Consider the following 21,826-nt stretch of genomic DNA (forward strand, 5'->3'; position numbering starts at 1 on the left):
GTGCGTGAGTGCGTGAGTACGAAGGGCTGACGGGGTGCGGCGCACGGGGGACGCGCCCCGCCCCCGCGAATCAGCGGTCGCGGTCCCGTCCTTCGTCGTCATCGGGCGGCGGCCATTGGTACGTGGCCGGGCGTGGCTCCATCTGGGCCACCATCTCGGAGAGTTGTGCGAAGACCCGCCTGATCTCTTCGTGGGTTCGGTTCCGCTCGATGATGACCGCCGAGAGCAGCAGCGCCGTCAGCGCCGCGACGCCGTTGAACGCCTGGAGCGTGACCATGTTCACGAAAAGGTCCTGATGGGCGAACGGGCCGGTTCGGCGGGCGGCGGCAAAAATCGCCAGCGTCGAGACGGCCAGCGCGCATGGCGCGGCGCCGGCCAGCTGGAAGCGCAGCGCGGCCCAGATCAAGAACGGGAAGACGAGGAAGAGCAGGGAAGCGCTGCTGGTGCCCGTCGCCAGATACGTGACAGACAGGGTGCCCAGCAAGAGCGCCGCCGCTTCGGCCCAACGGCCAAGGGGGGCCCGCGGCCACCGGGCCGTGCGGATGACCAGCAAAAACGGTACGACCACGAGCACGCCCATCGCGTCCCCCGTCCACCACACCGACCACGTCGGCCAGAAGTCGCTCGGCTGCAGCGCATCGGCGAGCACCAGCACACCGCTGCCCACGGTTGAGCTGATCAGCATCGCGCCCAGGGCGCCGAGGAAGATCAGCACCAGCACGTCCCGCAGCCGGTCCAGTTCGTTGTGGAACCCCGCACGTCGCAGCAGCAGGTAGGCGCAGACCGGGGCGAGCGTGTTCCCCGCGGTGATGGTCAGTACGGCGAGGAGCGACGGCCCGATGGACACGTTGACCAGGAAGGCGCCGAGCGCGATTCCTGGCCAGATCCGCAGACCGAGGATGAGCAGGCCGGCCACGGCCACGCCGGTCGGTGGCCACAGCGGCGTGACCTGGCCGCGCACCAGTTGCTGGAGGAGCCCCAACTGTGCCGATCCGTAGTAGACGGCGGCGACAGCGAGGATCCAGAGAGCGGCAGAACCATGACGCCGGATCTCCTCGTTGCGCACCACGCCAGTCACCGGCCCAGCTTATGTATCGGCACGGACAAGCGCCGTTCCGGCTGAGCCGTCCGGCAGCATCGCGGCGTCGGCGGCTAGGCGGCCGCCGGGAATCCGCCGTAGCGGACGACCAGGACGGCGGCATCGTCACTGTGACCGGTCAGATCGGCCACTTTGACCACTTCGGCGGCCAGGTCGTCGGGGTCGTCGCCGAATCCGGCGCAAACCAGCCGGGCCACCTCTGCCAGCCCCTCCTCTATCGGGTACTCCGGTCCCTCCACGACTCCGTCGGTGAGCAGGACGAGGGATCCCGCCGCCCGCAGCCGGAGGCGGGTGACCGGATACCGCTCGCCGGACACGACGCCCAGGGGCGGGCCACCACGGTCGAGGGCGATGCCGGAGCGTCCGTCGGCGCTCGCCCAGACCATCGGGACGTGGCCGGCGCGGGAGAAGGCGAGATCGCCGCTGATCGGGTCGAAACGCAGAAAGCAGCAGGTCGCGAAGCGGTTGCAGCCCATCGAAAGCAGCAGGTCATTGGCGTGGCTCAGCACCTCACCAGGGTCTGTGGTGGGGCCGGCGAGGGCCCGCAGGCTGGTGCGGACCTGCCCCATGAAAGCGATGGCTTCCACGTCGTGGCCCTCCACGTCCCCGATGGCGATCCCGACCGACCTGTCCGTCATCGGGAAGGCGTCATACCAGTCGCCGCCGACGTCCAGGCCGTCCTGTGAGGGCGTGTACCGGGCCGCGATCCGCAGGCCGGGCAGCTTCGGCAGCGTGGGCGGGAGCATGTGGCGCTGCAGGGCCATGGCCAGCTCCACCCGGGCCCGCTGGTATTTGATCCGGTCCAGGGCGTGGTCGACGAGACGCCCCAGGTTGATCAGGAGTTCCTGGGCGCTGTCGGACGCGCTGTCGGACGCGCTGTCGGACGCACTGTCGGACGGGGAGGTGCGGCGTTCACGCATGACCGCTCCGGGAGAATCCGTTTGTTCCTTATGTCACCTTAGCCCTCGCCTCGCCAGGCCCGGGTGTCACCCGCCTGGCCCCGACCCGGGCGAGCCCGGCGTGGTGGGCGGGACGGGGCGGCGGGCGCTGTGGTCGGGTGGGGGTGTGCAGACCCTTCTTCCCGAGCCCGTGAGGCGCCTTGCCGCCTGGTGCGTGGTCGCGCTGCTGGTCGCCGGGGTGGCCGCGGTCGGCGTGTGGCTGGTCGTGACGTTCAAGACCGCCGTCACGCCCGTGCTGCTCGCGCTGCTCGGGACCGCCCTTCTCGGGCCCCTGAACCGGTGGCTCGTCAAGATGAGGATGAATCGCTCGCTCGCCGCCGCGCTGACCTGTGCCGCCGTCGTCGCCGTCGTCGGCGGGGCCATGTACATCATCGTCAACGCGCTGATCGAGACCGGCGACCAGATCATCTCCTCGCTGCGGCGGGCCGCCGAGGATCTCGCCCAGTACTTCGGGGCCGCCGGGACCTCGCTCGACGACATCGCCGCCAACTCGAGGGAACTGGTGGGGAAGTTCGGCGGGACCGCCGCGTCCGGGGTGATCAGTGGGCTGAGTGTGGTGGGCGGGCTGATCGCCACCGCCGTGCTGGCGCTGCTGCTCAGCTTTTTCTTTCTGCGGGACTCGCACAGGGCCGCGGGCGCTCTGCGGTCCCTCGTGCCCCGCACGAGCGGGGATGTCGTCGAGGCCATGGGGCGCCGCGCCTTCAAGTCCGTCGAGGGGTTCATGCGCGGGACGACGTTCATCGCGCTCATCGACGCGATCTGCATCACCGTCGGCCTGCTGATCCTGCGCGTCCCCGGGGCCGTCGGGCTCGGGGCGCTCGTCTTCGTCGCGGCGTACATCCCCTATCTCGGGGCCTTCCTCTCCGGCGCCGTCGCCGTGCTCGTAGCGCTCGCGGACCGCGGGTTCGTGATTGCGCTATGGGTGCTGGGCGTGGTCCTGGCCGTGCAGGTGCTGGAGGGGCATGTGCTCCAGCCCATGATTCAGAGCCGTACGGTGCAGATGCACCCGGCGGTCGTGATGCTGGCGATCACCGCGGGGGCGTCCGTCGCCGGCATTCTCGGGATGCTCCTCTCCGTACCGCTCACCGCCGCCGCCTTCGGCGTGATCAGCGAGCTCAGGACGCGTTACGCAGCCGGATCCGGATCCGTCTCCGGGGCCGTCGGCTCGTAGAGCTCGAACCAGATCGACTTGCCCTCGCCCCGCGGATCCACCCCCCACGCGTCCGCGAGCATCTCCATCAGCAGCAGGCCACGCCCCGACGACGCCATCTCGCCGGGCCGCCGTCTGTGCGGCAGCTCGTCGCTGGTGTCCGCGACCTCCACGCGCAGCCGCCGTGCCGCATCCCCGCGGGCCACCTCCGCCACCAGCAGCGCGTGCCCGTCCGTGTGGACCAGCACATTGGTGACCATCTCGGAGACCATCAGCACCGCGGAGTCGATCTGCTCCGCGTCCGTCCAGTCGTGCAGCAGCTCCCGCAACTGCTGCCGGGCGGCCGCGATCCGCGCGGGCTCCGCCTGGGCCACGTTCATCGCTGTGCGCCGCGGGGCCTGAAGCGTCGGTGTGCCGTCCCGGGAGATCAACAGGACCGCGATGTCGTCCTCGCGCCGGTCGGCGAGCGGCCCGGTGGTGGAGTGCGATGCGGGGCCGTGCACCGCCTGGACGAGGGCGTCGGCGAGCTCCTCCAGCGACTGGTCCGCGTGATCCTCGAGGACCGTACGCAGCCGGGCCCACCCCGTGTCCAGATCGTGCCCGCCGGTCTCAAGGAGACCGTCCGTGCAGAGCATCAGCGTCTCGCCGGGCTCCAGCACCAGCCGCGTCGTCGGATAGTCCGTGTCCGGGTCGATGCCCAGCGGCAGCCCGCCGTCGGTGGGCCGCACCAGCACCGTGCCGTCGGAGGTCCGCACCACCGGTTCCGGGTGGCCGGCCCGGGCGATCTCGATGCGGCCGGTGGGCGGGTCGACCTCCAGATAGAGGCAGGTCGCGAAGCGCGGGCTGGAGTGGTCGCCCTCCTCGTACGTGTCCGCCCCGAAATAATCATGCAGCCCGTGCAGAAAGCGGGAGGCGCGGGAGAGCACCGCGTCGGGCCGGTGCCCCTCGGAGGCGTATGCGCGCAGGGCGATCCGCAGCTGGCCCATGAGTCCGGCGGCGCGCACATCGTGGCCCTGGACGTCGCCGATGACGAGGGCGACGCGTCCGGTCGGCATCGGGATCACGTCGTACCAGTCGCCGCCGACCTGGAGCCCGCCGCCCGTCGGGACGTACCGCGCGGCCACCGACATCCCCGGGACCTCGGGTCCGAGCACCGGCATCATCGAGCGCTGCAGGCCGAGCGACAGCTCCCGCTCGGAGTCGGCGACCTCGGCGCGGGCGAGCGCCTGCGCCAGCATCCTGGCGACCGTCGTCAGCACGGACCGTTCGTCGGGCGTGAAGGCGACCGGGTGCTTGAACGCCGCCATCCAGGCGCCCATCGTGCGCCCGGCGACGATCAGCGGCAGAAAGGCCCACGACTGCCGGCCGAAGCTCTGGGCCAGCGGCCAGCTGGTGGGGTAGCGGCGGCGGTACTCCTGCGGCGTCGGCAGATAGGAGGCCCGGCCGGTGCGCACCACCTCGGCGGCCGGATAGTCCGCGTCCAGCGGCATGTCGGTGAACGGGTGGTCGTCTCCCGGCCGGTGCCCGTGGTGCCCGACGATCGTGAGCCGATCGCCGGCCACTCCGAAGACGGCCAGGCCGTCCGGCGAGAAGCCCGGCATGGACAGGGAAGCGGCGACCCGCAGCACCTCCGCGGTGGAGCGGGCCTCGGCCAGCGCCCGGCCCGCGTCCAGCAGGAACGCCTCGCGCGAGCGCCGCCAGTCGCCGGTGATCGGACTCTGCGCGGCGGTCGTGCCCGGCTGCGGCTCGGCGACCTCCTGGACCATGCCGACCAGTTCGAAGTCGGCGCCGCGGATGAAGGGCTTGGAGCGGCTGCGTACGGTACGGAGCACATGGCCCGCCTCGTCGACGATCCGCAGTCTGGCCTCGGCCAGGGTCCCCTCGGCGACCGCGAGATTGACGATGCCGGTGATCTCGTTCCAGTCGACCGGGTGGAAACGGGAGCGCACGGCGGACTCGGGGAAGGCACCTGGTCCGCCCGGCATCCCGAGCAGCCGGGCGGCCTCGGCGTCGAGGGTCACCGTCCCGGATGCGTTGTCCCACCGCCACAGGCCGGTCGCGATCGCGGCCAGGAGGTCCTCGGTGCGCATTGCCTCACTTTATTCGGATCTTCATGGCGACGACCTGCCGGGGTCCTGGCATGCGTATGTCAATGAGGTGTCCGGAGGCAGGCCGGTACCCTTGACGGGCCCACCCCTCTCAAATTCGCTAAGACTGGATGAACGACGATGCATCGGTACAGGTCCCACACCTGCGGCGAGCTCCGCGCCTCTGACGTCGGAGCCGACGTCCGGCTGAGCGGCTGGCTGCACAATCGGCGAGACCTGGGCGGCATCCTCTTCATCGATCTGCGCGACCACTACGGCATCACGCAGCTCGTCGCCCGCCCCGGCACCCCTGCCTACGAGACTCTCGACAAGGTCAGCAAAGAGTCGGTCGTCCGCGTCGACGGCAAGGTCGTCTCGCGCGGCGCCGAGAACGTGAACACCGATCTGCCCACCGGCGAGATCGAGGTTGAGGTCTCCGAGGTCGAGGTGCTCGGCGCGGCCGCGCCGCTGCCCTTCACCATCAACGCCGACGACGGCGTGAACGAGGAGCGCCGTCTGGAGTACCGCTTCCTCGATCTGCGCCGCGAGCGCATGCACCGCAACATCATGCTGCGTACGGCCGTCATCTCCGCCATCCGGCACAAGATGACCGCGCTCGGCTTCAACGAGATGGCGACCCCGATCCTCACCGCGACTTCGCCCGAGGGCGCGCGCGACTTCGTGGTCCCCTCCCGGCTGAACCCCGGCAAGTTCTATGCGCTGCCGCAGGCCCCGCAGCAGTTCAAGCAGCTGCTGATGATCTCCGGCTTCGACCGCTACTTCCAGATCGCGCCCTGCTTCCGCGACGAGGACGCCCGCGCCGACCGCTCGCCGGGCGAGTTCTACCAGCTCGACGTCGAGATGAGCTTCGTCGAGCAGGAGGACGTCTTCCAGCCGATCGAGAAGCTGATGACCGAGCTCTTCGAGGAGTTCGGCAGCGGCCGGCACGTCACCTCGCCGTTCCCGCGGATCCCGTTCCGCGAGTCGATGCTCAAGTACGGCAACGACAAGCCGGATCTGCGCGCCCAGCTGGAGCTCGTCGACATCACGGACGTCTTCGAGGGCTCGGAGTTCAAGGCCTTCGCCGGAAAGCACGTACGCGCGCTGCCGGTGCCGGACACGGCTTCCCAGCCGCGGAAGTTCTTCGACGGCCTCGGCGACTTCGCCGTCGAGCACGGCGCGAAGGGCCTGGCCTGGGTGCGCGTGGGCGAGGAAGGTTCGCTGACCGGCCCGATCGCCAAGTTCCTCACCGAGGAGAACGTCAAGGTCCTCACCGAGCGGCTCTCCCTCGCGCCCGGCCATGCGGTCTTCTTCGGCGCCGGCGACTTCGAAGAGGTTTCCAAGATCATGGGCGCGGTCCGCGTCGAGGCCGCCAAGCGCGCCGGCCACTTCGAGGAGGGCGTGTTCCGGTTCTGCTGGATCGTCGACTTCCCGATGTACGAGAAGGACGAGGAGACCGGCAGGATCGACTTCTCGCACAACCCGTTCTCGATGCCCCAGGGCGGCCTCGAGGCCCTTGAGACCCAGGACCCGCTGGACATTCTGGGCTGGCAGTACGACATCGTCTGCAACGGCGTCGAGCTGTCCTCCGGCGCGATCCGGAACCACGAGCCCGAGATCATGTTCAAGGCGTTCGAGATCGCGGGCTACTCGAAGGAGACCGTCGAGCACGAGTTCTCCGGCATGCTCCGCGCTTTCCAGTACGGCGCCCCGCCGCACGGCGGCATCGCGCCGGGCGTCGACCGTATCGTGATGCTGCTGGCCGACGAGCCGAACATCCGCGAGACGATCGCCTTCCCGCTCAACGGCAATGCGCAGGACCTGATGATGGGCGCGCCGACCGAGCTGGACGAGGCGCGGCTGCGGGAGCTGAACATCGCGCTCCGCAAGCCGGTCGCGGACAAGGACAAGCCCGCGAAGTAGTACGTACGCCGAGGGGGCCCCGGACCGGAAGGTCCCGGGGCCCCCTCGGCGTTCACAGGAACTCACAGGCCGCACCCACACCCCTGCCAGGTCCGCTCCCTAGCGTCCGGGGTCATGACTGAAATCCAGGGACCCGCTCACAAACGGGACATGACGCGGCGTCGGTTGATCGTCGCGGGCGGTGCGGCCGTGGCAGCGATCGGCATCGGTGGTGCGGTGGTCGGCACCGCGTCGGCCGGGCAGAGCTCGGAGAAGAAGCCCTCCGGGGCGGGCGAGGAGTGCTACCGCCTTACCTCGGAGACGACCGAAGGTCCGTACTACATCGACGCGGACAAGATCCGCCGGGACATCACCGAGGACCGGGAGGGCATCCCGATGACCCTCCGGCTCAAGGTGATCGACACCGACACCTGCAAGCCGTTGCGCGGGGCGGCCGTCGACATCTGGCACTGCGATGCGCTGGGGATCTACTCCGGCTACGAGGATCTCAGTACGGGTGGCGGGGGTGGGGGCGGTACGCCTCCGAGCGGCGCGCCGAGTGGTACGCCGACGGGGGTGCCGCCGTCGGCGGGCCCGGTGGCGGCGCTGGCGGGCACGAGGAGCCCACCGACGACAAGCGGTATCTGCGCGCACGCAGCTGACCGACCGGAACGGGTTCGTGGAGTTCACCACCGTGTTCCCGGGCTGGTACCGCGGGCGCTGCGTCCACATCCACACCAAGGTCCACGTCGGCGGCAAGCTCACGAGCGCCGGTTACGAGGGCGGCCACACCTGCCACACCGGGCAGCTCTTCTTCGCAGAGGAGGCGGTGCTGGACTCCGCGAAGGTCGCGCCGTACTCCACCAGCACCACGGAACGCACCACGCTCGAAGAGGACACCATCTACCCCGGCAACGGGGCCGAGGGCGGCCTGCTCACTCTGAAGTACAAGAAGGGCCGCATAGCCAGGGGAGTTCAGGCCTCGCTCACGCTCGGCGTCGACCCCGACGATACGCACGAGGGCACCGGCTGACACGCACCCCCTTCGTCGTAGGGCCCCGGAACCGAACGGTTCCGGGGCCCTTCTTGCGTGCCGCGGGTGACGTGGCTGCAGACCGGCGACGCGGGCCTCACGCTTCGGCTGCCCGCGGGCCGGCAGGCGCTGGCAATGCCGGCCGACCCGCAGAACCGGCCGACGGTGTCCCGGGGCTTCGCGGCGACGCAGCCGGCCGGTCCTGTTGATCGGCGGAGTCCCGGCCGCTCCGGACTCAGTGATCTACGTCAGCCTCTGTGTCTCCGGCGACGCCTCACGCGTTGTGACCGAAACGCGACAGATGATCGTATATGTCCGATTCAATGACGAGGCGGCCGAGGACGCCCCAGCCCGACCCCGACCCCGACGCCGACCCCGAAGAAGCACATCACGCTGTCGAACTGAAAGGCCCGCACATGTCCCTCCGCACAGGACCGTTCCAGGCGGTCGCACTGGCCGTCGCTGGTCTGCTGCTCACTGGCTGCGCGGGCGATACCGGCAAAACTGCGCCCGCTGCTGCGAAGAGACCCGCGAGCAACGCTGCCAAGTCGGGCCCTGCCGGGCAGCTCGGCGCCCAGGCGCAGACCATCCTGCCGAAGGAGATCCCCTCCCTCGGACCACGGACCCGTGCCAAGATCACCGAGGCGAACCGGCAGGCGGTCGTGGTGGTCGGTAACCACCCCAACTCCAATCAGTCCGTCGCCATGCTCTACGAGCGGGATCCCGTCCGGGGCTGGAAGCCCGTTTCCGACCCGTGGCCGGCGCACAACGCTCTGCTCGGCTGGACCGACGACCACCGCACGGCCGACAATCGCTCGCCGATCGGGGTCTTCGGCCTCACGGACGCGGGCGGCAAGCTGCCCGACCCCGGCACGAAGCTCCCGTACGACGAGGGACCCGTCTTCGACGCCCCCGGCACCGGCTTCGAGGGGGAGTCTCTCGAGGGGTCCTTCGACCATGTCGTGGCCATCAACTACAACCGCGAGCCAGGGAACAGCCCACTGGACTGGACCCGGCCGCTCGGCGCGGAGAAGGGCGGCGGTATCTGGATCCACGTCGACCACGGGGGCCCCACGCAGGGCTGCGTCTCACTGCCGCTCGCCCGGATGAAGCAGCTGCTGCGGTGGCTCGACCCGGCGAAGCGGCCGGTGGTGGTGATGGGCGACGCGGCGGCGCTGGGACGCTGACATACGTGAAGCTGACATACGTGAGCTGACATACGTGAAAGGGGCCCCGGACCAGGTCCGGGGCCCCTTTCGTACGCCTGACTACGCGGGCTTCTCCTCCAGGCGCGGGAACAGCACCGCGCCCTTCGTCACCGTCACGCCCGCCGGGAGCTTGCCCCACTCGCCCGCGTCCTGGACCCGCTGGTCACCGAGGGCACCCAGCGACGCCTCCGCGCCGAGCGAGTCCCACAGGGCCTGCGAGGTCTCAGGCATGACCGGGTTCAGCAGCACCGCGACCGCCCGCAGCGACTCGGCCGCCGTGTACAGGATCGTCGCGAGACGGGCCTGGCCCTCCTCGGACTCGTCCTTGGCGACCTTCCACGGCTCCTGCTCCGTGATGTAGCCGTTGACCTGCTTCACGAAGTCGAAGACCGCCAGGATGCCGCCCTGGAAGTCCAGCTCCTCGCCGATCTTCCGGTCGGCCTCGGCAACCGCCTTCGCGAGTCCCGCCTGGACCGCCTTCTCCGCCTCGCCGGACGCCGTCGCCTCCGGCAGCGCGCCGCCGAAGTACTTGCCGACCATCGCCGCGACACGGGACGCGAGGTTGCCGTAGTCGTTGGCGAGCTCGCTGGTGTACCGGGCGGTGAAGTCCTCCCAGGAGAACGACCCGTCCTGGCCGAACGCGATCGCGCGCAGGAAGTACCAGCGGTACGCGTCCACGCCGAAGTGCGAGGTCAGGTCCTGCGGCTTGATGCCCGTCAGGTTCGACTTCGACATCTTCTCGCCGCCGACCATCAGCCAGCCGTTCGCGGCGACGCGACCCGGCACCGGCAGGCCGTTCGCCATCAGCATCGCGGGCCAGATGATCGCGTGGAAGCGCAGGATGTCCTTGCCGACCAGGTGCACATTGGCCGGGAAGGTCTCTTCGAACTTCGCCGGGTTCTCGTTGTAGCCGACCGCCGTCGCGTAGTTGAGCAGCGCGTCGATCCAGACGTAGATGACGTGCTTGGGGTCCCACGGCACCGGGACGCCCCAGTCGAACGTCGAGCGCGAGATCGAGAGGTCCTGCAGGCCCTGCTTGGTGAAGTTCACGACCTCGTTGCGGGCGGACTCGGGCTGGATGAAGCCGGGGTTGGCCTCGTAGAACTCCAGCAGCTTCGGGCCGTACTCGCTGAGCTTGAAGAAGTAGTTCTCCTCCTTGAGGATCTCCACCGGCTTCTTGTGGATCGGGCAGAGCTTCTGCCCGGCGTACTCGCCCTCGCCGTCGAGCAGATCGGCGGGGATTTTGTACTCCTCGCAGCCCACGCAGTACGGGCCTTCGTACCCGCCCTTGTAGATCTCGCCCTTGTCGTACAGGTCCTGCACGAACTCCTGCACACGGTCGGTGTGCCGCTTCTCCGTCGTACGGATGAAGTCGTCGTTCGCGATGTTCAGGTGCTCCCAGAGGGGCTTCCAGGCCTCCTCGACGAGCTTGTCGCACCACTCCTGCGGGCTGACGCCGTTCGCCTCGGCAGTGCGCATGATCTTCTGACCGTGCTCGTCCGTGCCGGTGAGGTACCACACCTTCTCGCCACGCTGACGGTGCCAGCGTGTGAGCACGTCGCCTGCGACGGTCGTGTAGGCGTGGCCCAGGTGAGGAGCGTCGTTGACGTAGTAAATGGGGGTCGAGACGTAGTACGCCTTCGCCCCCTGCTTCTCGGATCCAGTGGCCGCCATGGTCGAAATCCTAACGGCCCGCGGAAGGTCCACTCACCCGGTTAAAGGGGGCGGAGAGGTCTGCGAAACATCTCGTCCCGTAGAAAGGCGCATCCTGGGCGGAGAGGCGGGCGCGGCGGGTGCGTGGGGAGCGGGAGCAGGGGGACGGCAATATGCGGGTACTGGTCGCCGAGGACGAGGAAGTCCTGGCCGAGCTGGTCGCGACCGGGCTGCGGCGGGCCGGATTCGCCGTCGACACCGTGTACAGCGGGGATGCCGCGCTCGCGTATCTGGGGCTGCACGACTACGACGTCGTCGTCCTCGACCGCGATCTGCCGCGGGTCCACGGCGACGACGTGGCGCGCAGGCTGGTCGCGTCCGCGTCCCGCACGCGGATCCTGATGCTGACCGCGTCCGCGTCCATGGAGGACCGGGTGGAGGGCCTCGACCTGGGCGCCGACGACTATCTGGGCAAGCCCTTCGAGTTCCCCGAGCTGGTCTCCCGGGTGCGGGCGCTGCGCCGGCGCAGCGCCAGGACGGTGCCGCCGCTGCTGGAGCGGCACGGGGTGCGGCTCGACACGGTGCGGCGGACGGCCGAGCGGGACGGGCGGGATCTGGATCTGTCGCCGAAGGAGTTCTCCGTACTGCAGATCCTGCTGGAGGCGGACGGGGCGACGGTCTCGGCGGAGGAGCTGCTGGAGCGGGCGTGGGACGCGCACGCGGATCCGTTCACGGGCGCGGTGAGGGTCTGCATGAGCAAGCTGCGGGGCAAGCTGGGGGAGCCGCCGCTGATCCGTACGGTGCAGGGTGTGGGGTACGCGCTGTGAGCCGTCCTTACCTGGGGCCCGGGTCGACGATCCGGACGCGGATCGCGCTCGTCTACGGCGGGGTCTTTCTGGTGCTCGGCGGTGTGCTGCTGGGGATCGTCAATCTGCTCTCCCGCGCCGGTACGGAGGACGAGGTCGCCGCGATAAGGCGGCGCGCAGTTCCCGCGCCGCCGGTGACGGACGTGCGCGGAGTCACGGTCGTCCAGCTGACCGACAGCGTCCGGGACGCGGCGGGGCAGCAGATGCTGATCTGGTCGGCGTTCGCCCTGCTGGGGACGGCGCTGTGCGCGGTCGCGGTGGGGTGGTGGACGGCGGGGCGGGTGCTGCGGCCGGTGCACGCGATGACGGCGAAGGCGCGGCGGCTGTCGGAGCGGACGCTGCACGAGAGGATCGGGGCGAGCGGGCCCGACGACGAGCTGAAGGAGCTCGGGGACACGCTGGACGCGCTGCTGGCGCGGCTGGAGATGGCGTTCGACAGCCAGCGGCGGTTCATCGCGAACGCGTCGCACGAACTGCGTACGCCGCTGGCGACGCAGCGTACGGCGATCCAGGTGGGGCTCGAAGAGTCGGCTTCGGCGGAGGAACTGGCCCGTACGAAAACGGTGTTGCTCGACAACAACCGGCGCAGCGAGCGGCTCATCGAGGGGCTGCTGGTGCTGGCGCGCAGCGAGCGGGGACTTGCGGAGCGGGAGGATGTCGACCTGGGGGAGGTCGTGGCGGCGGAGGCGGCGCGCCACGAGGTGAAGGCGGCGGTCGGGTCCGGCTCCGGCGGGGCGGGGGTGGTGCGGGGGAACCGGCTGCTGCTGGCCCAGCTGGTGGGGAACCTGGTCGCGAACGCGGTGGCGTACAACGTGCCGGACGGGACGGTGGACGTGGCCTGTGCGGACGGGGTACTGACGGTGCGGAACACCGGGCCGGTCGTGGCGGCGGAGGATGTGCCGGTGCTGTTCGAGCCGTTCCGGCGGGGGGAGGGGCGGGACCGGATGGGGCCCGGCGCGGGGCTGGGTCTTTCGATCGTCCGCTCGATCGCCGACGCCCACGGCGGCACGGTGACGGCCGAGCCCGGCCCTGAGGGCGGACTGGCCGTCACCGTGACGCTGCCGGTGGCTTAGCTCTGCCAGCGGGCGAGCAGCCCTTCGTACAGCTCGGCGTCGGTGAGCTCGCGGGGGGCGGGGCCGGCGTGGAAGAAGCCGGTGTTGCCCGTGGCGTTGTCGGCGGTGAGCTTGCGGAGGTAGTCGAAGGCCTTCGCGTCGTGCTCGCCGAACGCCACGAACTGCCAGAAGACCCGTGCCGACTTGTCGGCGGCCGCGGCGAGCGCGGCGGTGGCGGCGGTCTTGGACTCGGGCGCACCGTCGGTCTGGAAGATCACGAACGCGGGAGTGTCGGCGTCGGCCTTGGCGTGCAGGGCGAGGACCTCTTCGACGGCGAGGTGGTAGTTCGTACGCCCCATGCGGCCGAAGGAGTTGTGGAGCTCGTCGATCCGTCCCTGGTGGGCGGGGAGGGTGAGCTCGCCGGTGCCGTCGATCTCGGTGGAGAAGAAGACGACGTTGACGGTGGCGTCGTCGTCCAGATGCGCGGCGAGCGCGAGGGCCTGCTCGCCGAGGTGCTGGGCGCTGCCGTCCTTGTAGTAGGCCCGCATGGACCCGGACCGGTCGAGCACGAGGTAGACACGCGCGCGGGTCCCGGTGAGCCCTCGCTGCTTGAGGGCGGCGTCGGCGGCGGCGTAGTGGGGGGCGAGGTGGGGCGGGATGTCGGCGACTGCGTCTGCGTCGGCCTTCGGCTCGACCTCGACGACGGCCGCGGCGACGGGCTCGGGCGCGTCGGCCTTCGGCTGGGGCGTGGTGTCGGGTGCGTCTGTCTCCGGCTCCGCCTCGGCGGCGGGAGCCGGGGTGCTCTCCTCGGCTTCGGCGTCCGCTGCGGCAGCGGCAGGGGCCTCGGTCTCCGCCTCAGCGGCAGCGGCAGGGGCCTCGGTCTCCGCCTCAGCGGCAGCGGCAGGGGCTTCGGTCTCCGCCTCGGGCTCGGTGTCGGCCTCGGCGGCCGGGGTGGCCTCCGGCTCGGCAGATGCCGCAGTGACCTCCTCGGCCACGGGCTCGTCGACCTCGTTCTCCGGCTCCGCCGGAACAGCCTCCGGCTCGGGCGCGGTGCTGGTCTCGGCGGCCGAATCGGCCTCCGCCGCGGTGGGGGCCGCAGTCTCCTCTTCCGGCTCCGCCGTGGTGGTTGGCTCGGTCTTCTCGGCCGTGGCCTTCGACGCCACCTCAGCGGCTGCGGGCTCGTCGGCCTCCGGCTCGGACGTGGGGCCGGTCTCGGTGGCCTCCGCCGCGGGCTCGGGCTCGGTTTCCTCCGCCTGGGCGACCTCCGCCTGGGCGACCTCCGCCTCAGCGGGGGCCACAGGCTCGGTGGGCTCCGGCTCAACAACCGGCTCAACAACCGGCTCGGCGGTAGCCGCAGCGGCCTCCGCCTCCGTCGGGCTCGGCGGCACCCTGTCCGGCGACGCCTGTGCCGGAACCGACGCGCCCTCGCCCCTCGGGGCCGGGTTGTCGAAAGCCGCCGAGACCAGGTCCGCCGCCGCCCGTTCCGCCGGGGACGGGGCCGGGACCGTCGCTGTGGGCGGCTCCGAGCGTTCGGTCTGGGGCGGGACGGAGGTTGCCGCCGACTCGTTGAGCTCCGATTGGTCGCGTCCAAACACCTTGCGCAGCAAGCTCCGAATGCCCATGGGCCAGGCCTTTCGCATGAGTGAGTGCGTGAATGTCCACACTTGGGCCGGGCGTCCATAGGGTGTCCTGGCCAGGGCGGACACGTAAGGTTACCGGCCACCGGGCCGTGACCCCGGCAGGGGCAGGCCCTCGTTGTCAACCCCGCCTCAGCCGCGCCGGATTCATCCCCCGTTCACTTCACGGCTGCCGCATTGCACACGTACGCCCCTAACGTCGCGGCGGAACATATTCCGACACCATGTCGGCGCAGGCTGCGCCGTAGGAGGACGAAGTGCGCAAACTGCTGCCGCTGTTGAACTCGAACACCCACCCGGGCGGTCGTTCCGCTCTCACCTGCCGCTACCGCTGCGGCGACGCCTGCTTCCACGAAGTGCCCAACACCAGCGACAACGAGTACGTCGGCGACGTCATAGCCGGCGCGCTCTCGAGACGATCGATGATGCGCACCGCCGCCGTCGTCACCGTCGCCGCTGCCGCCGGCACCGCCGCCGTCATCGGCCAGGGCGGCGACCAGGCCGTCGCCGCGCCCGCGACCACGGACGGTCACGGAAACACGCCCGGCAAGCCCGACGGAGCCCGCGGGCTCCGCTTCGCCGCCGTCGCGCCCAACAAGGACGACAAGGTCACCGTCCCCGACGGCTACTCCCAGAACGTCGTCATCCGGTGGGGCGACCCGATCCTCCGCGGCGCCCCCGCCTTCGACGCCGACAATCAGACCGCCAAGGCGCAGGCAGGCCAGTTCGGTTACAACAACGACTTCCTCTCCCTGCTCCCCCTCCGCGGCGAGCACGGGCGGCAGATCCTCGTCGCCAACCACGAGTACACGGACGAAGTCCTGATGTTCCGTGGCTACGACGCCGCCAATCCGACCCGCGAGCAGGTCGAGATCGCCTGGGCCGCGCACGGCCTGTCCGTCGTCGTGGTCCAGGAGGAGCACCGCAGCGGCAAGCTCACCCCGGTGGGCCGCCACCCGCTCAACCGCCGCCTCACCGCGACCAGCGAGTTCAAGGTCACCGGCCCGGTCGCGGGCAGCGCCCTGCTGCGTACGAGCGTCGACCCGACCGGCACCAAGGTCCTCGGCACGCTCAACAACTGCGCCGGCGGCACCACCCCCTGGGGCACCACGCTCCACGGCGAGGAGAACTTCAACCAGTACTTTGCCAATGGCTCCAGCGCCACCGACAAGCGCTACGGCATCGGCACCGGCGCGACCGAGCGCAAGTGGGAGCTCTTCGACAAGCGCTTCGACCTGAAGCAGGAGCCCAATGAGGCCCACCGCCACGGCTGGGTCGTCGAGCTCGACCCGTACGACCCGGACTTCACGCCGCGCAAGCGCACGGCGCTCGGCCGCTTCAAGCACGAGGCCGCGCAGCCCCGCCTGACCGACGACGGCCGTCCCGTCGTCTACATGGGCGACGACGAGCGCTTCGACTACTTCTACAAGTTCGTCTCGTCGAAGCAGATGAAGAAGGGCGGCAGCCGGGCCGCCCGCGAGCACAACCGCACGCTGCTCGACGAGGGCACGCTCTACGTCGCCAAGCTCACCGGCGACAGCCCGGCGACCGAGATCGACGGCAGCGGCAAGCTCCCGAACGACGGCGAGTTCGACGGCAGCGGCATCTGGATCCCGCTCGCCAGCGGCGACAAGTCGTTCGTCCCCGGCATGTCCGCCGAAGAGGTGTACATCTTCACCCGCCTCGCCGGTGACAAGGTGGGCGCCACCAAGATGGACCGCCCCGAGGACGTCGAGCCGTCCCCGCGCACCGGCCGCGTCTACGTCGCGCTGACCAACAACACCGACCGCGGCAAGCCCGGCAAGGCCGGTGCGGACGAGGCCAACCCGCGCAACCTCAACAAGCACGGCCAGATCCTGGAGCTCGCAGAGAACTGGGACGACCCGGCCGGCGACGGCTTCGCCTGGCGGCTCTTCCTGGTCGCGGGCGACCCGAACGACCAGTCGACGTACTTCGCGGGCTTCCCGAAGGAGAAGGTCAGCCCGATCTCCTGCCCGGACAACGTCGCCTTCGACCCGTACGGCAACCTGTGGATCTCCACGGACGGCAACCAGCTCGGCTCCCACGACGGTCTGTTCGGCGTCGCGACCCATGGCGAGCGGCGCGGTGAGCTCAAGCAGTTCCTGACCGTCCCGGCCGGCGCCGAGACCTGCGGCCCGATCATCCAGGACCGCCGCGTTCTGGTCGCGGTCCAGCACCCGGGCGAGATCGACGGCGCGTCCGTCGAGAAGCCCGCGAGCGCGTGGCCGGACGGACCGGGCAAGATCGTCCGTCCGTCGGTCGTCTCCGTCTGGCGCCAGGACGGCCGCGACATCGGCGTGTAAGGCGTGTAAGTCGTACAAGTCGTAGCTTTACGAGGTGGCGCGCACGTGTGCGCGCCACCTCGTGAATTCCTCCGTCGCGTCGCCCGTGTACGACCACGGCACCCGCGCCGCCCGCGTCCCCAGCAGCTCGAACAGCAGCCGGGCCTCCTCGCTCAGCCCCGCGTAACAGGCCGCGTGCGCCAGATAGTTCAGCTCACCGACTTCCTCCGGGACGGCAGGGCCCTGTGCCCGGCCGCCGATCCAGCGCTCCCAGGTGCGCTGCACCTCGGTCACCGCCAGCTCGTGGTGCCAGTGCCGCCCGAAGTCCCGTACCGGCGCCCGGCCCAGCACACCCTCGGTGGCATAGCGGTACTCCTCCACCCGCGCGATCTGCACCAGCACCGGCAGTGGCGACCCGGGCGGCGCCGCGCCTGCCGCGTCGCGGGCGAAGTCGTACATCCTGCCGTGCGTGCCGTGCCAGCGTGCCGAGTAGTAGCGCAGCAGCTGCACATGGCCCTCGATGTTGAACGGGTCGCGGCGGCGCAATTCGTCGAACCAGGAGCGCAGTTCGCGCCGCGAAATCCCCGTCTCGTACAGCCGCGCCACCGTCAGCAGCGACACCCACGGCATCGGATCGGCCGGCCGCGCGTCGGCCGCGCTCAGGCAGGCCATCACCGCCACATCGAGCCGCGCCTCGTCGAGCCCGACCCCGCGGCCCGCCTCGATCGCCTGGTGGAAGACCCGTACGACCTCCGTCGCCGCCCGCAGCACCGCCGCGTCCGGGTTGTCGGGCTCCGCCGCTCGCCAGGTCTCCACAGCCGACGAGCCCGCCGCCGCGTGCGCGAGCAGCCGCAGCCGGTGGGTGCGCAGCGGCCAGTCGTCGCCGGTGGCGCGCAGTAGATCCCGTACGCCCTGCCAGCGGCCGATGACGATGTCGTGGACGGCGTCGGCGAGCGGCCGGTCTCCGAGGGCGGGATCGAAGTCCGGTACGAAACGGCGGCGAGCGGCGGCCATCTGCGGCACTTCCCTCAGAAGTCCGTGGCCAGCGACTTGTCGGCGTAATCCGGATTCCGCGAAGCGGAGTTGGCGTACTGCTCCTCGGCGGCGACGGCGCGGGTCGCGTCCAGCCGGGCGGGACGGTAGTACGAACTCCCCTGCCGCCAGTACAGGATCATCGGCACCAGACCGGCGGCAAGACCGCCGATGCCGATCGCGATCGAGGCCCCGCTCAGCTCGCTCAGCGCCTCGAAGAGGATCCAGAGCATGAACACCGCCCCGAGCAGCGGCCACACGCCGCCGAGGACGAAGTCGCGTACGGATGTCAGCAGCATTTTGCGGTACGCGACGACTGCGGCGATGCCCGCGAGCCCGTAGTAGAACGCGATCTGCAGGCCGATGGCGGCGACCGCGGCGGACAGCACATCGCCGACCGAGCCGAGCGCGGTGGAGGCGACGAACATCGCGAGCGCCACCGCACCGACGACGGCGACCGCGACCCACGGGGTGTTCCACCGGCGGTGCACGGTGCCGAGCGCGGCGGGCATCGTACGGTCCCGGCCCATCGCGAACAGCGACCGCGTCACCTGGATCAGGGTGGTCTCCAAGGTGGCGACGGTGGACAGCAGCACCGCCACGACCAGCAGTTTCCCGCCGACGCCGGGCCAGATCGCATCGCCGAGCACACCGAGGACGTTGGCGCTGCCGGCCTTGATGTCGTCGGCGGTCAGGAGCACGTTCACCGCGACCGTGAAGGCCTCGAAGAGGAGGAAGACGACGCCTACGCCGACGAGCGCGGCGAGTCCGGCGGTGCGGCGGCTGTCGCGGGTCTCCTCGCTGAGGTTGCTCGTGACGTCCCAGCCCCAGTAGTAGAAGGCGGCGACCAGCGCGCCGGAGGCGAATCCTGCCGGTCCGTCGAAGTGCGAGAAGCCGAACCAGGACCAGTCGAAGGCGGCGGCGGCTCCGTTGTGCAGCAGCGCGGCGAGGATGAAGAACAGCAGGATCAGCAGCTCGACGCCGGACATGAGGAGTTGTGCCCGTACGGTCAGCCGCGCCCCGCCGAGTACGACGAGCAGCATCGCCAGGAACCAGGCGGCGCCGACGGCCGTCGCGAGGAAGGTGTTCTCGGCGAGCGCGGGGTCGAAGAGCCCGAGGGTCATCGCACCGGCCGGCAGCGAACCGGCCACCATGAAGATCGTCGCGGAGACCACCAGCGCCCAGCCGGACAGAAAGCCGAGGAAGGGATGGAGGGTGCGGCCCACCCAGGAGTAGCCGGCGCCCGCGTTGACATCGATCCGGCCGAGTCTGCTGTAGGCCAGCACGATGCCGAGCATGGGTATGGCGCAGTAGAGCAGCGCGGCGGGTCCGGCGAGGCCGACGGACGCGACGAGTACGGCGGTGGTGGCCGCGATGGAATAGGCGGGAGCGCTGCCCGCGATTGCCATCACGATGGTGTCGAACGTGCCGAGGACATTGGGCTGTAGCCCTCTGCCGGAGCTGTTGCGCATGGGATTCTCCGAACGCCCTGGTGCTGAATGCCCTTGTGCCGCACGACATATGCCGGCATCTCAGAAACGAACGCCCGCTGCGGAGTGAAGGCCTCCGTAAAGGGAGAACGTGCGCATCGTAGTCGGATGAACGTCGGCGGTGGGGTGGGGGCGCCGTGGGTGGCGATCCTTGCGTCCTTGCGCCTCGGAGGCGGTCGAATCGTAGAGTCGGTGTATGGCTGCAGAGGTTTCGGACGAGGGGACCGTACGGGTCGACGCATGGATCTGGTCGGTCCGGCTCACAAAGACCCGCTCGCAGGCGGCGTCGGCCTGCCGGGCGGGACATGTCCGCGTGAACGGCGAACGGGTCAAGCCGGCGCACACGCTGCGGGCGGGGGACCAGGTGCGGCTGTTCCACGCGGGCCGTGAACGCCTGGTGGTCGTCTCGAAGATTGTCCGTAAACGGGTCGGCCCACCGGTGGCGACCCAGTGCTACGTGGACAACAGCCCGCCGCCTCCGCCGAGGGAGTTCACGGCCCCGGTGGCGGTCCGGGAACGGGGGGCGGGCCGCCCGACGAAGAGGGACAGGCGAGAGATGGAGCGCCTCCAGCGCGGGAACCTGACGGGACCTGACGGGACCTGACGGGACCGGTGCGCTCCGGCCGGGCGGGTGGGGCCATCCGGGGCCGGTGGCTCCCTCGGACGGGTTCTGATCATCCTCGGCTGGGTGACCCGCAGGGCGCGACGGGCCGCGGGCGGGAACGCTGCACCCCGGAGGTGAGCCATGGAACGCCGGGATGCGGATGTGTGCGTGGTGGGTGCGGGTTTCGCGGGTCTGGCCGCCGCGCGGCAGGTGGCGCAGGCCGGCCGCGAGGTGGTGGTGCTCGAGGCCCGGGACCGGGTCGGCGGGCGGGTGTGGAACCGCGAGCTGCCCGAGGGCCCGGTGATCTCGGCGGGCGGATCCTGGCTGGGCAAGGGCCAGGAGCGGATGTTCGACCTCTGCCGGGAGGTCGGCCTGGAGGTGTACCCGCAGTACGAGCAGGGTGATCAGATCCTGCGCCTGGACGGCGTCAACCACCGCTACCGGGGGCTGATCCCCAAGATCGGACCGGCGGCGGTCGCCTCCCTCGGCGTGGCGTTCATGCGCCTGGACCGGATGGCGCGGCGGCTTCCGGCCGACGCCCCCTGGCAGGCACATGGCGCCCGGGCACTGGACGCCCGCACGCTCGGGGAGTGGCTCTCCAACCCGCTCAACGTGCCCTCGGACACGGCCCGCACCCTGGCCAGGGCGTCGATGAACCTGGTGTTCTGTGCCGACCCGGCGGAAGTCTCACTGCTGGGGGCGCTGGTCCTTGCCCGCGGCGGCGGCGGCTTCACCTACTACACCGACAGCCGGCGGACCGAGACCCACCTGGTGGACGGCGGGGCGCCGGAGCTGGCCCGCCGGATGGCCGAGCGCCTGGGGGATGCGGTTCATCTGTCCTGCCCGGTCCGGCAGATCACGCGCAACGGGACGGACGTGGAGGTCCGCTGCGACGCGCTCACCGTGCGGGCGGGGCGGGTGATCGTGGCGACGCCACCCCTGCTGGCCGGCCGGATCGCCTTCGATCCGCCGCTGCCCGCCGACCACCACCACCTCCTGCAACGGGTGGTGCCCGGGGCGGTCATCCGGGTGCACACGGTCTACCCGGAGCCGTTCTGGCGGAAGCAGCGCCTGTCGGGACAGACGCTGGCGCCCCAGTCGCCCGTCTCGGTCACCATCGACCAGACGCCGCGTTCGGGACGGCCGGGAGTACTCAGCACCTTCGCGTTCGGCCCCGGCGCCCTGGAGATGGGCCGCCTGGAGCCCAAGGAGCGGCGGGACGCGTGGCTGAAGGCGCTCGCCGAGCGGTTCGGCCCGCGGGCTCAGTCCCCCACCGGCTACCTGGAAACCGACTGGTCCGCCGAGCCGTGGTCGCTGGGCGGGATGGTGGGTCACTTCCCGCCCGGGGCGCTGACCAACTACGGCCCGGCACTGCGCCGGCCGGTGGGGCGGATCCACTGGGCGAACACGGAGACGGCAACGCTGATGCACGGGCTGATGGAAGGGGCTGTGCGCTCGGGCGAGCGGGCGGCCCGCGAGGTGCTGGCAGCCCTGTGATCGGCCACGCCCGCCGTGACGGCCGTGCCTCCCGCTACGCCCGGTGGGTTCGGCCTCCCCGGCGCTGCGAACGCCCCGGTCACTCCGACTGCCCGGTGATCCCGACCGCCCCGGTCACTCTGACTGCCCGGTGATCCCGACCGCCCCGGTCACTCTGACTGCCCGGTGATCCCGACCGCCCCGGTCACTCTGACTGCCCGGTGATCCCGACCGCCCCGGTCACTCTGACTGCCCGGTGATCCCGACCGCCCCGG

15 protein-coding genes and 1 pseudogene are annotated in these 21,826 nt (G+C 70.7%); 9 read left to right on the forward strand and 7 right to left on the reverse strand.

What is annotated here, in order from left to right; all coding sequences use genetic code 11:
- Window positions 1–70: 70 nt before the first annotated feature.
- Together ACZ3H8_RS15890 and ACZ3H8_RS15895 are read right to left on the reverse strand one after the other, a co-directional pair.
- A complete protein-coding gene (locus ACZ3H8_RS15890; RefSeq protein ID WP_467402300.1) occupies window positions 71–1,069 on the reverse strand; it encodes an MASE1 domain-containing protein in 999 nt (332 codons plus the stop codon).
- A gap of 83 nt (window positions 1,070–1,152) precedes the next feature.
- A complete protein-coding gene (locus ACZ3H8_RS15895; protein WP_467401975.1) occupies window positions 1,153–2,019 on the reverse strand; it encodes a PP2C family protein-serine/threonine phosphatase in 867 nt (288 codons plus the stop codon).
- Between the two features lie 145 nt (window positions 2,020–2,164).
- Between ACZ3H8_RS15895 and ACZ3H8_RS15900 the strand changes: the two genes are divergently transcribed.
- Complete coding sequence (locus tag ACZ3H8_RS15900; protein ID WP_467401977.1) at window positions 2,165–3,229, forward strand: AI-2E family transporter; 1,065 nt, start codon at window positions 2,165–2,167, stop codon at window positions 3,227–3,229.
- On the opposite strand, the gene ACZ3H8_RS15905 is transcribed toward ACZ3H8_RS15900, so the two are convergent.
- Complete coding sequence (locus tag ACZ3H8_RS15905; RefSeq protein WP_467401980.1) at window positions 3,184–5,298, reverse strand: ATP-binding SpoIIE family protein phosphatase; 2,115 nt, start codon at window positions 5,296–5,298, stop codon at window positions 3,184–3,186. The genes ACZ3H8_RS15900 and ACZ3H8_RS15905 overlap by 46 nt on opposite strands.
- A gap of 138 nt (window positions 5,299–5,436) precedes the next feature.
- Between ACZ3H8_RS15905 and aspS the strand changes: the two genes are divergently transcribed.
- From aspS to ACZ3H8_RS15920, 3 genes and pseudogenes are all read left to right on the forward strand, one after another.
- On the forward strand, window positions 5,437–7,218 hold the full coding sequence (gene aspS / locus ACZ3H8_RS15910; protein ID WP_467401982.1) for an aspartate--tRNA ligase: 1,782 nt from the start codon (window positions 5,437–5,439) through the stop codon (window positions 7,216–7,218).
- Between the two features lie 150 nt (window positions 7,219–7,368).
- Window positions 7,369–8,230 (forward strand): annotated as a pseudogene (locus ACZ3H8_RS15915) (intradiol ring-cleavage dioxygenase).
- A 416-nt stretch (window positions 8,231–8,646) separates the two neighbouring features.
- Window positions 8,647–9,417, forward strand: coding sequence for a L,D-transpeptidase family protein (locus ACZ3H8_RS15920; RefSeq protein WP_467402302.1), 771 nt, complete (start codon window positions 8,647–8,649; stop codon window positions 9,415–9,417).
- Between the two features lie 81 nt (window positions 9,418–9,498).
- On the opposite strand, the gene metG is transcribed toward ACZ3H8_RS15920, so the two are convergent.
- Window positions 9,499–11,112, reverse strand: coding sequence for a methionine--tRNA ligase (gene metG, locus ACZ3H8_RS15925; protein ID WP_467401984.1), 1,614 nt, complete (start codon window positions 11,110–11,112; stop codon window positions 9,499–9,501).
- A 152-nt stretch (window positions 11,113–11,264) separates the two neighbouring features.
- Here metG and ACZ3H8_RS15930 point away from each other — a divergent pair, with 152 nt between their 5' ends.
- Window positions 11,265–11,918, forward strand: a complete 654-nt coding sequence (locus ACZ3H8_RS15930; protein WP_467402305.1) for a response regulator transcription factor — start codon at window positions 11,265–11,267, stop codon at window positions 11,916–11,918.
- Window positions 11,915–13,030, forward strand: a complete 1,116-nt coding sequence (locus ACZ3H8_RS15935; RefSeq protein ID WP_467401986.1) for a sensor histidine kinase — start codon at window positions 11,915–11,917, stop codon at window positions 13,028–13,030. Before ACZ3H8_RS15930 ends, ACZ3H8_RS15935 begins: the two co-directional genes overlap by 4 nt.
- On the opposite strand, the gene ACZ3H8_RS15940 is transcribed toward ACZ3H8_RS15935, so the two are convergent.
- Window positions 13,027–14,631: a VWA domain-containing protein gene (locus ACZ3H8_RS15940; protein ID WP_467401989.1), complete on the reverse strand. Its 1,605-nt coding sequence runs from the start codon at window positions 14,629–14,631 to the stop codon at window positions 13,027–13,029. The two genes, ACZ3H8_RS15935 and ACZ3H8_RS15940, sit on opposite strands and share 4 nt — an antisense overlap.
- 272 nt (window positions 14,632–14,903) lie before the next feature.
- On the opposite strand from ACZ3H8_RS15940, the gene ACZ3H8_RS15945 reads away from it, so the two are divergent.
- Window positions 14,904–16,970 carry a PhoX family protein gene (locus ACZ3H8_RS15945; RefSeq protein WP_467401992.1) on the forward strand — a complete coding sequence of 689 codons (2,067 nt, stop codon included), beginning with the start codon at window positions 14,904–14,906 and terminating at the stop codon, window positions 16,968–16,970.
- A gap of 27 nt (window positions 16,971–16,997) precedes the next feature.
- Here ACZ3H8_RS15945 and ACZ3H8_RS15950 read toward each other — a convergent pair whose 3' ends face one another.
- The gene (locus ACZ3H8_RS15950) at window positions 16,998–17,963 is read right to left on the reverse strand and encodes a hypothetical protein (protein ID WP_467401994.1); all 966 of its coding nucleotides are present in this window, start codon (window positions 17,961–17,963) and stop codon (window positions 16,998–17,000) included.
- Window positions 17,964–17,977: 14 nt separating this feature from the next.
- The gene (locus ACZ3H8_RS15955) at window positions 17,978–19,453 is read right to left on the reverse strand and encodes an APC family permease (protein WP_467401995.1); all 1,476 of its coding nucleotides are present in this window, start codon (window positions 19,451–19,453) and stop codon (window positions 17,978–17,980) included.
- Window positions 19,454–19,667: 214 nt separating this feature from the next.
- On the opposite strand from ACZ3H8_RS15955, the gene ACZ3H8_RS15960 reads away from it, so the two are divergent.
- Window positions 19,668–20,075 carry an RNA-binding S4 domain-containing protein gene (locus ACZ3H8_RS15960; protein WP_467401997.1) on the forward strand — a complete coding sequence of 136 codons (408 nt, stop codon included), beginning with the start codon at window positions 19,668–19,670 and terminating at the stop codon, window positions 20,073–20,075.
- 141 nt (window positions 20,076–20,216) lie between these two features.
- Window positions 20,217–21,572 carry a flavin monoamine oxidase family protein gene (locus tag ACZ3H8_RS15965; RefSeq protein WP_467402000.1) on the forward strand — a complete coding sequence of 452 codons (1,356 nt, stop codon included), beginning with the start codon at window positions 20,217–20,219 and terminating at the stop codon, window positions 21,570–21,572.
- Window positions 21,573–21,826: the final 254 nt, after the last annotated feature.

The sequence above is a fragment of the Streptomyces sp. NPDC002868 genome (assembly GCF_055563295.1).

Coding starts and splice junctions, on each gene's coding strand:
- ACZ3H8_RS15905 (WP_467401980.1), bottom strand. CDS start 5,298: ATGCGCACCGAGGACCTCCTGGCCGCGATCGCGACCGGCCTGTGGCGG.
- ACZ3H8_RS15895 (WP_467401975.1), bottom strand. CDS start 2,019: ATGCGTGAACGCCGCACCTCCCCGTCCGACAGTGCGTCCGACAGCGCG.
- metG (WP_467401984.1), bottom strand. CDS start 11,112: ATGGCGGCCACTGGATCCGAGAAGCAGGGGGCGAAGGCGTACTACGTC.
- ACZ3H8_RS15940 (WP_467401989.1), bottom strand. CDS start 14,631: ATGGGCATTCGGAGCTTGCTGCGCAAGGTGTTTGGACGCGACCAATCG.
- ACZ3H8_RS15930 (WP_467402305.1), top strand. CDS start 11,265: ATGCGGGTACTGGTCGCCGAGGACGAGGAAGTCCTGGCCGAGCTGGTC.
- ACZ3H8_RS15960 (WP_467401997.1), top strand. CDS start 19,668: ATGGCTGCAGAGGTTTCGGACGAGGGGACCGTACGGGTCGACGCATGG.
- aspS (WP_467401982.1), top strand. CDS start 5,437: ATGCATCGGTACAGGTCCCACACCTGCGGCGAGCTCCGCGCCTCTGAC.
- ACZ3H8_RS15965 (WP_467402000.1), top strand. CDS start 20,217: ATGGAACGCCGGGATGCGGATGTGTGCGTGGTGGGTGCGGGTTTCGCG.
- ACZ3H8_RS15950 (WP_467401994.1), bottom strand. CDS start 17,963: ATGGCCGCCGCTCGCCGCCGTTTCGTACCGGACTTCGATCCCGCCCTC.
- ACZ3H8_RS15955 (WP_467401995.1), bottom strand. CDS start 19,453: ATGCGCAACAGCTCCGGCAGAGGGCTACAGCCCAATGTCCTCGGCACG.
- ACZ3H8_RS15920 (WP_467402302.1), top strand. CDS start 8,647: ATGTCCCTCCGCACAGGACCGTTCCAGGCGGTCGCACTGGCCGTCGCT.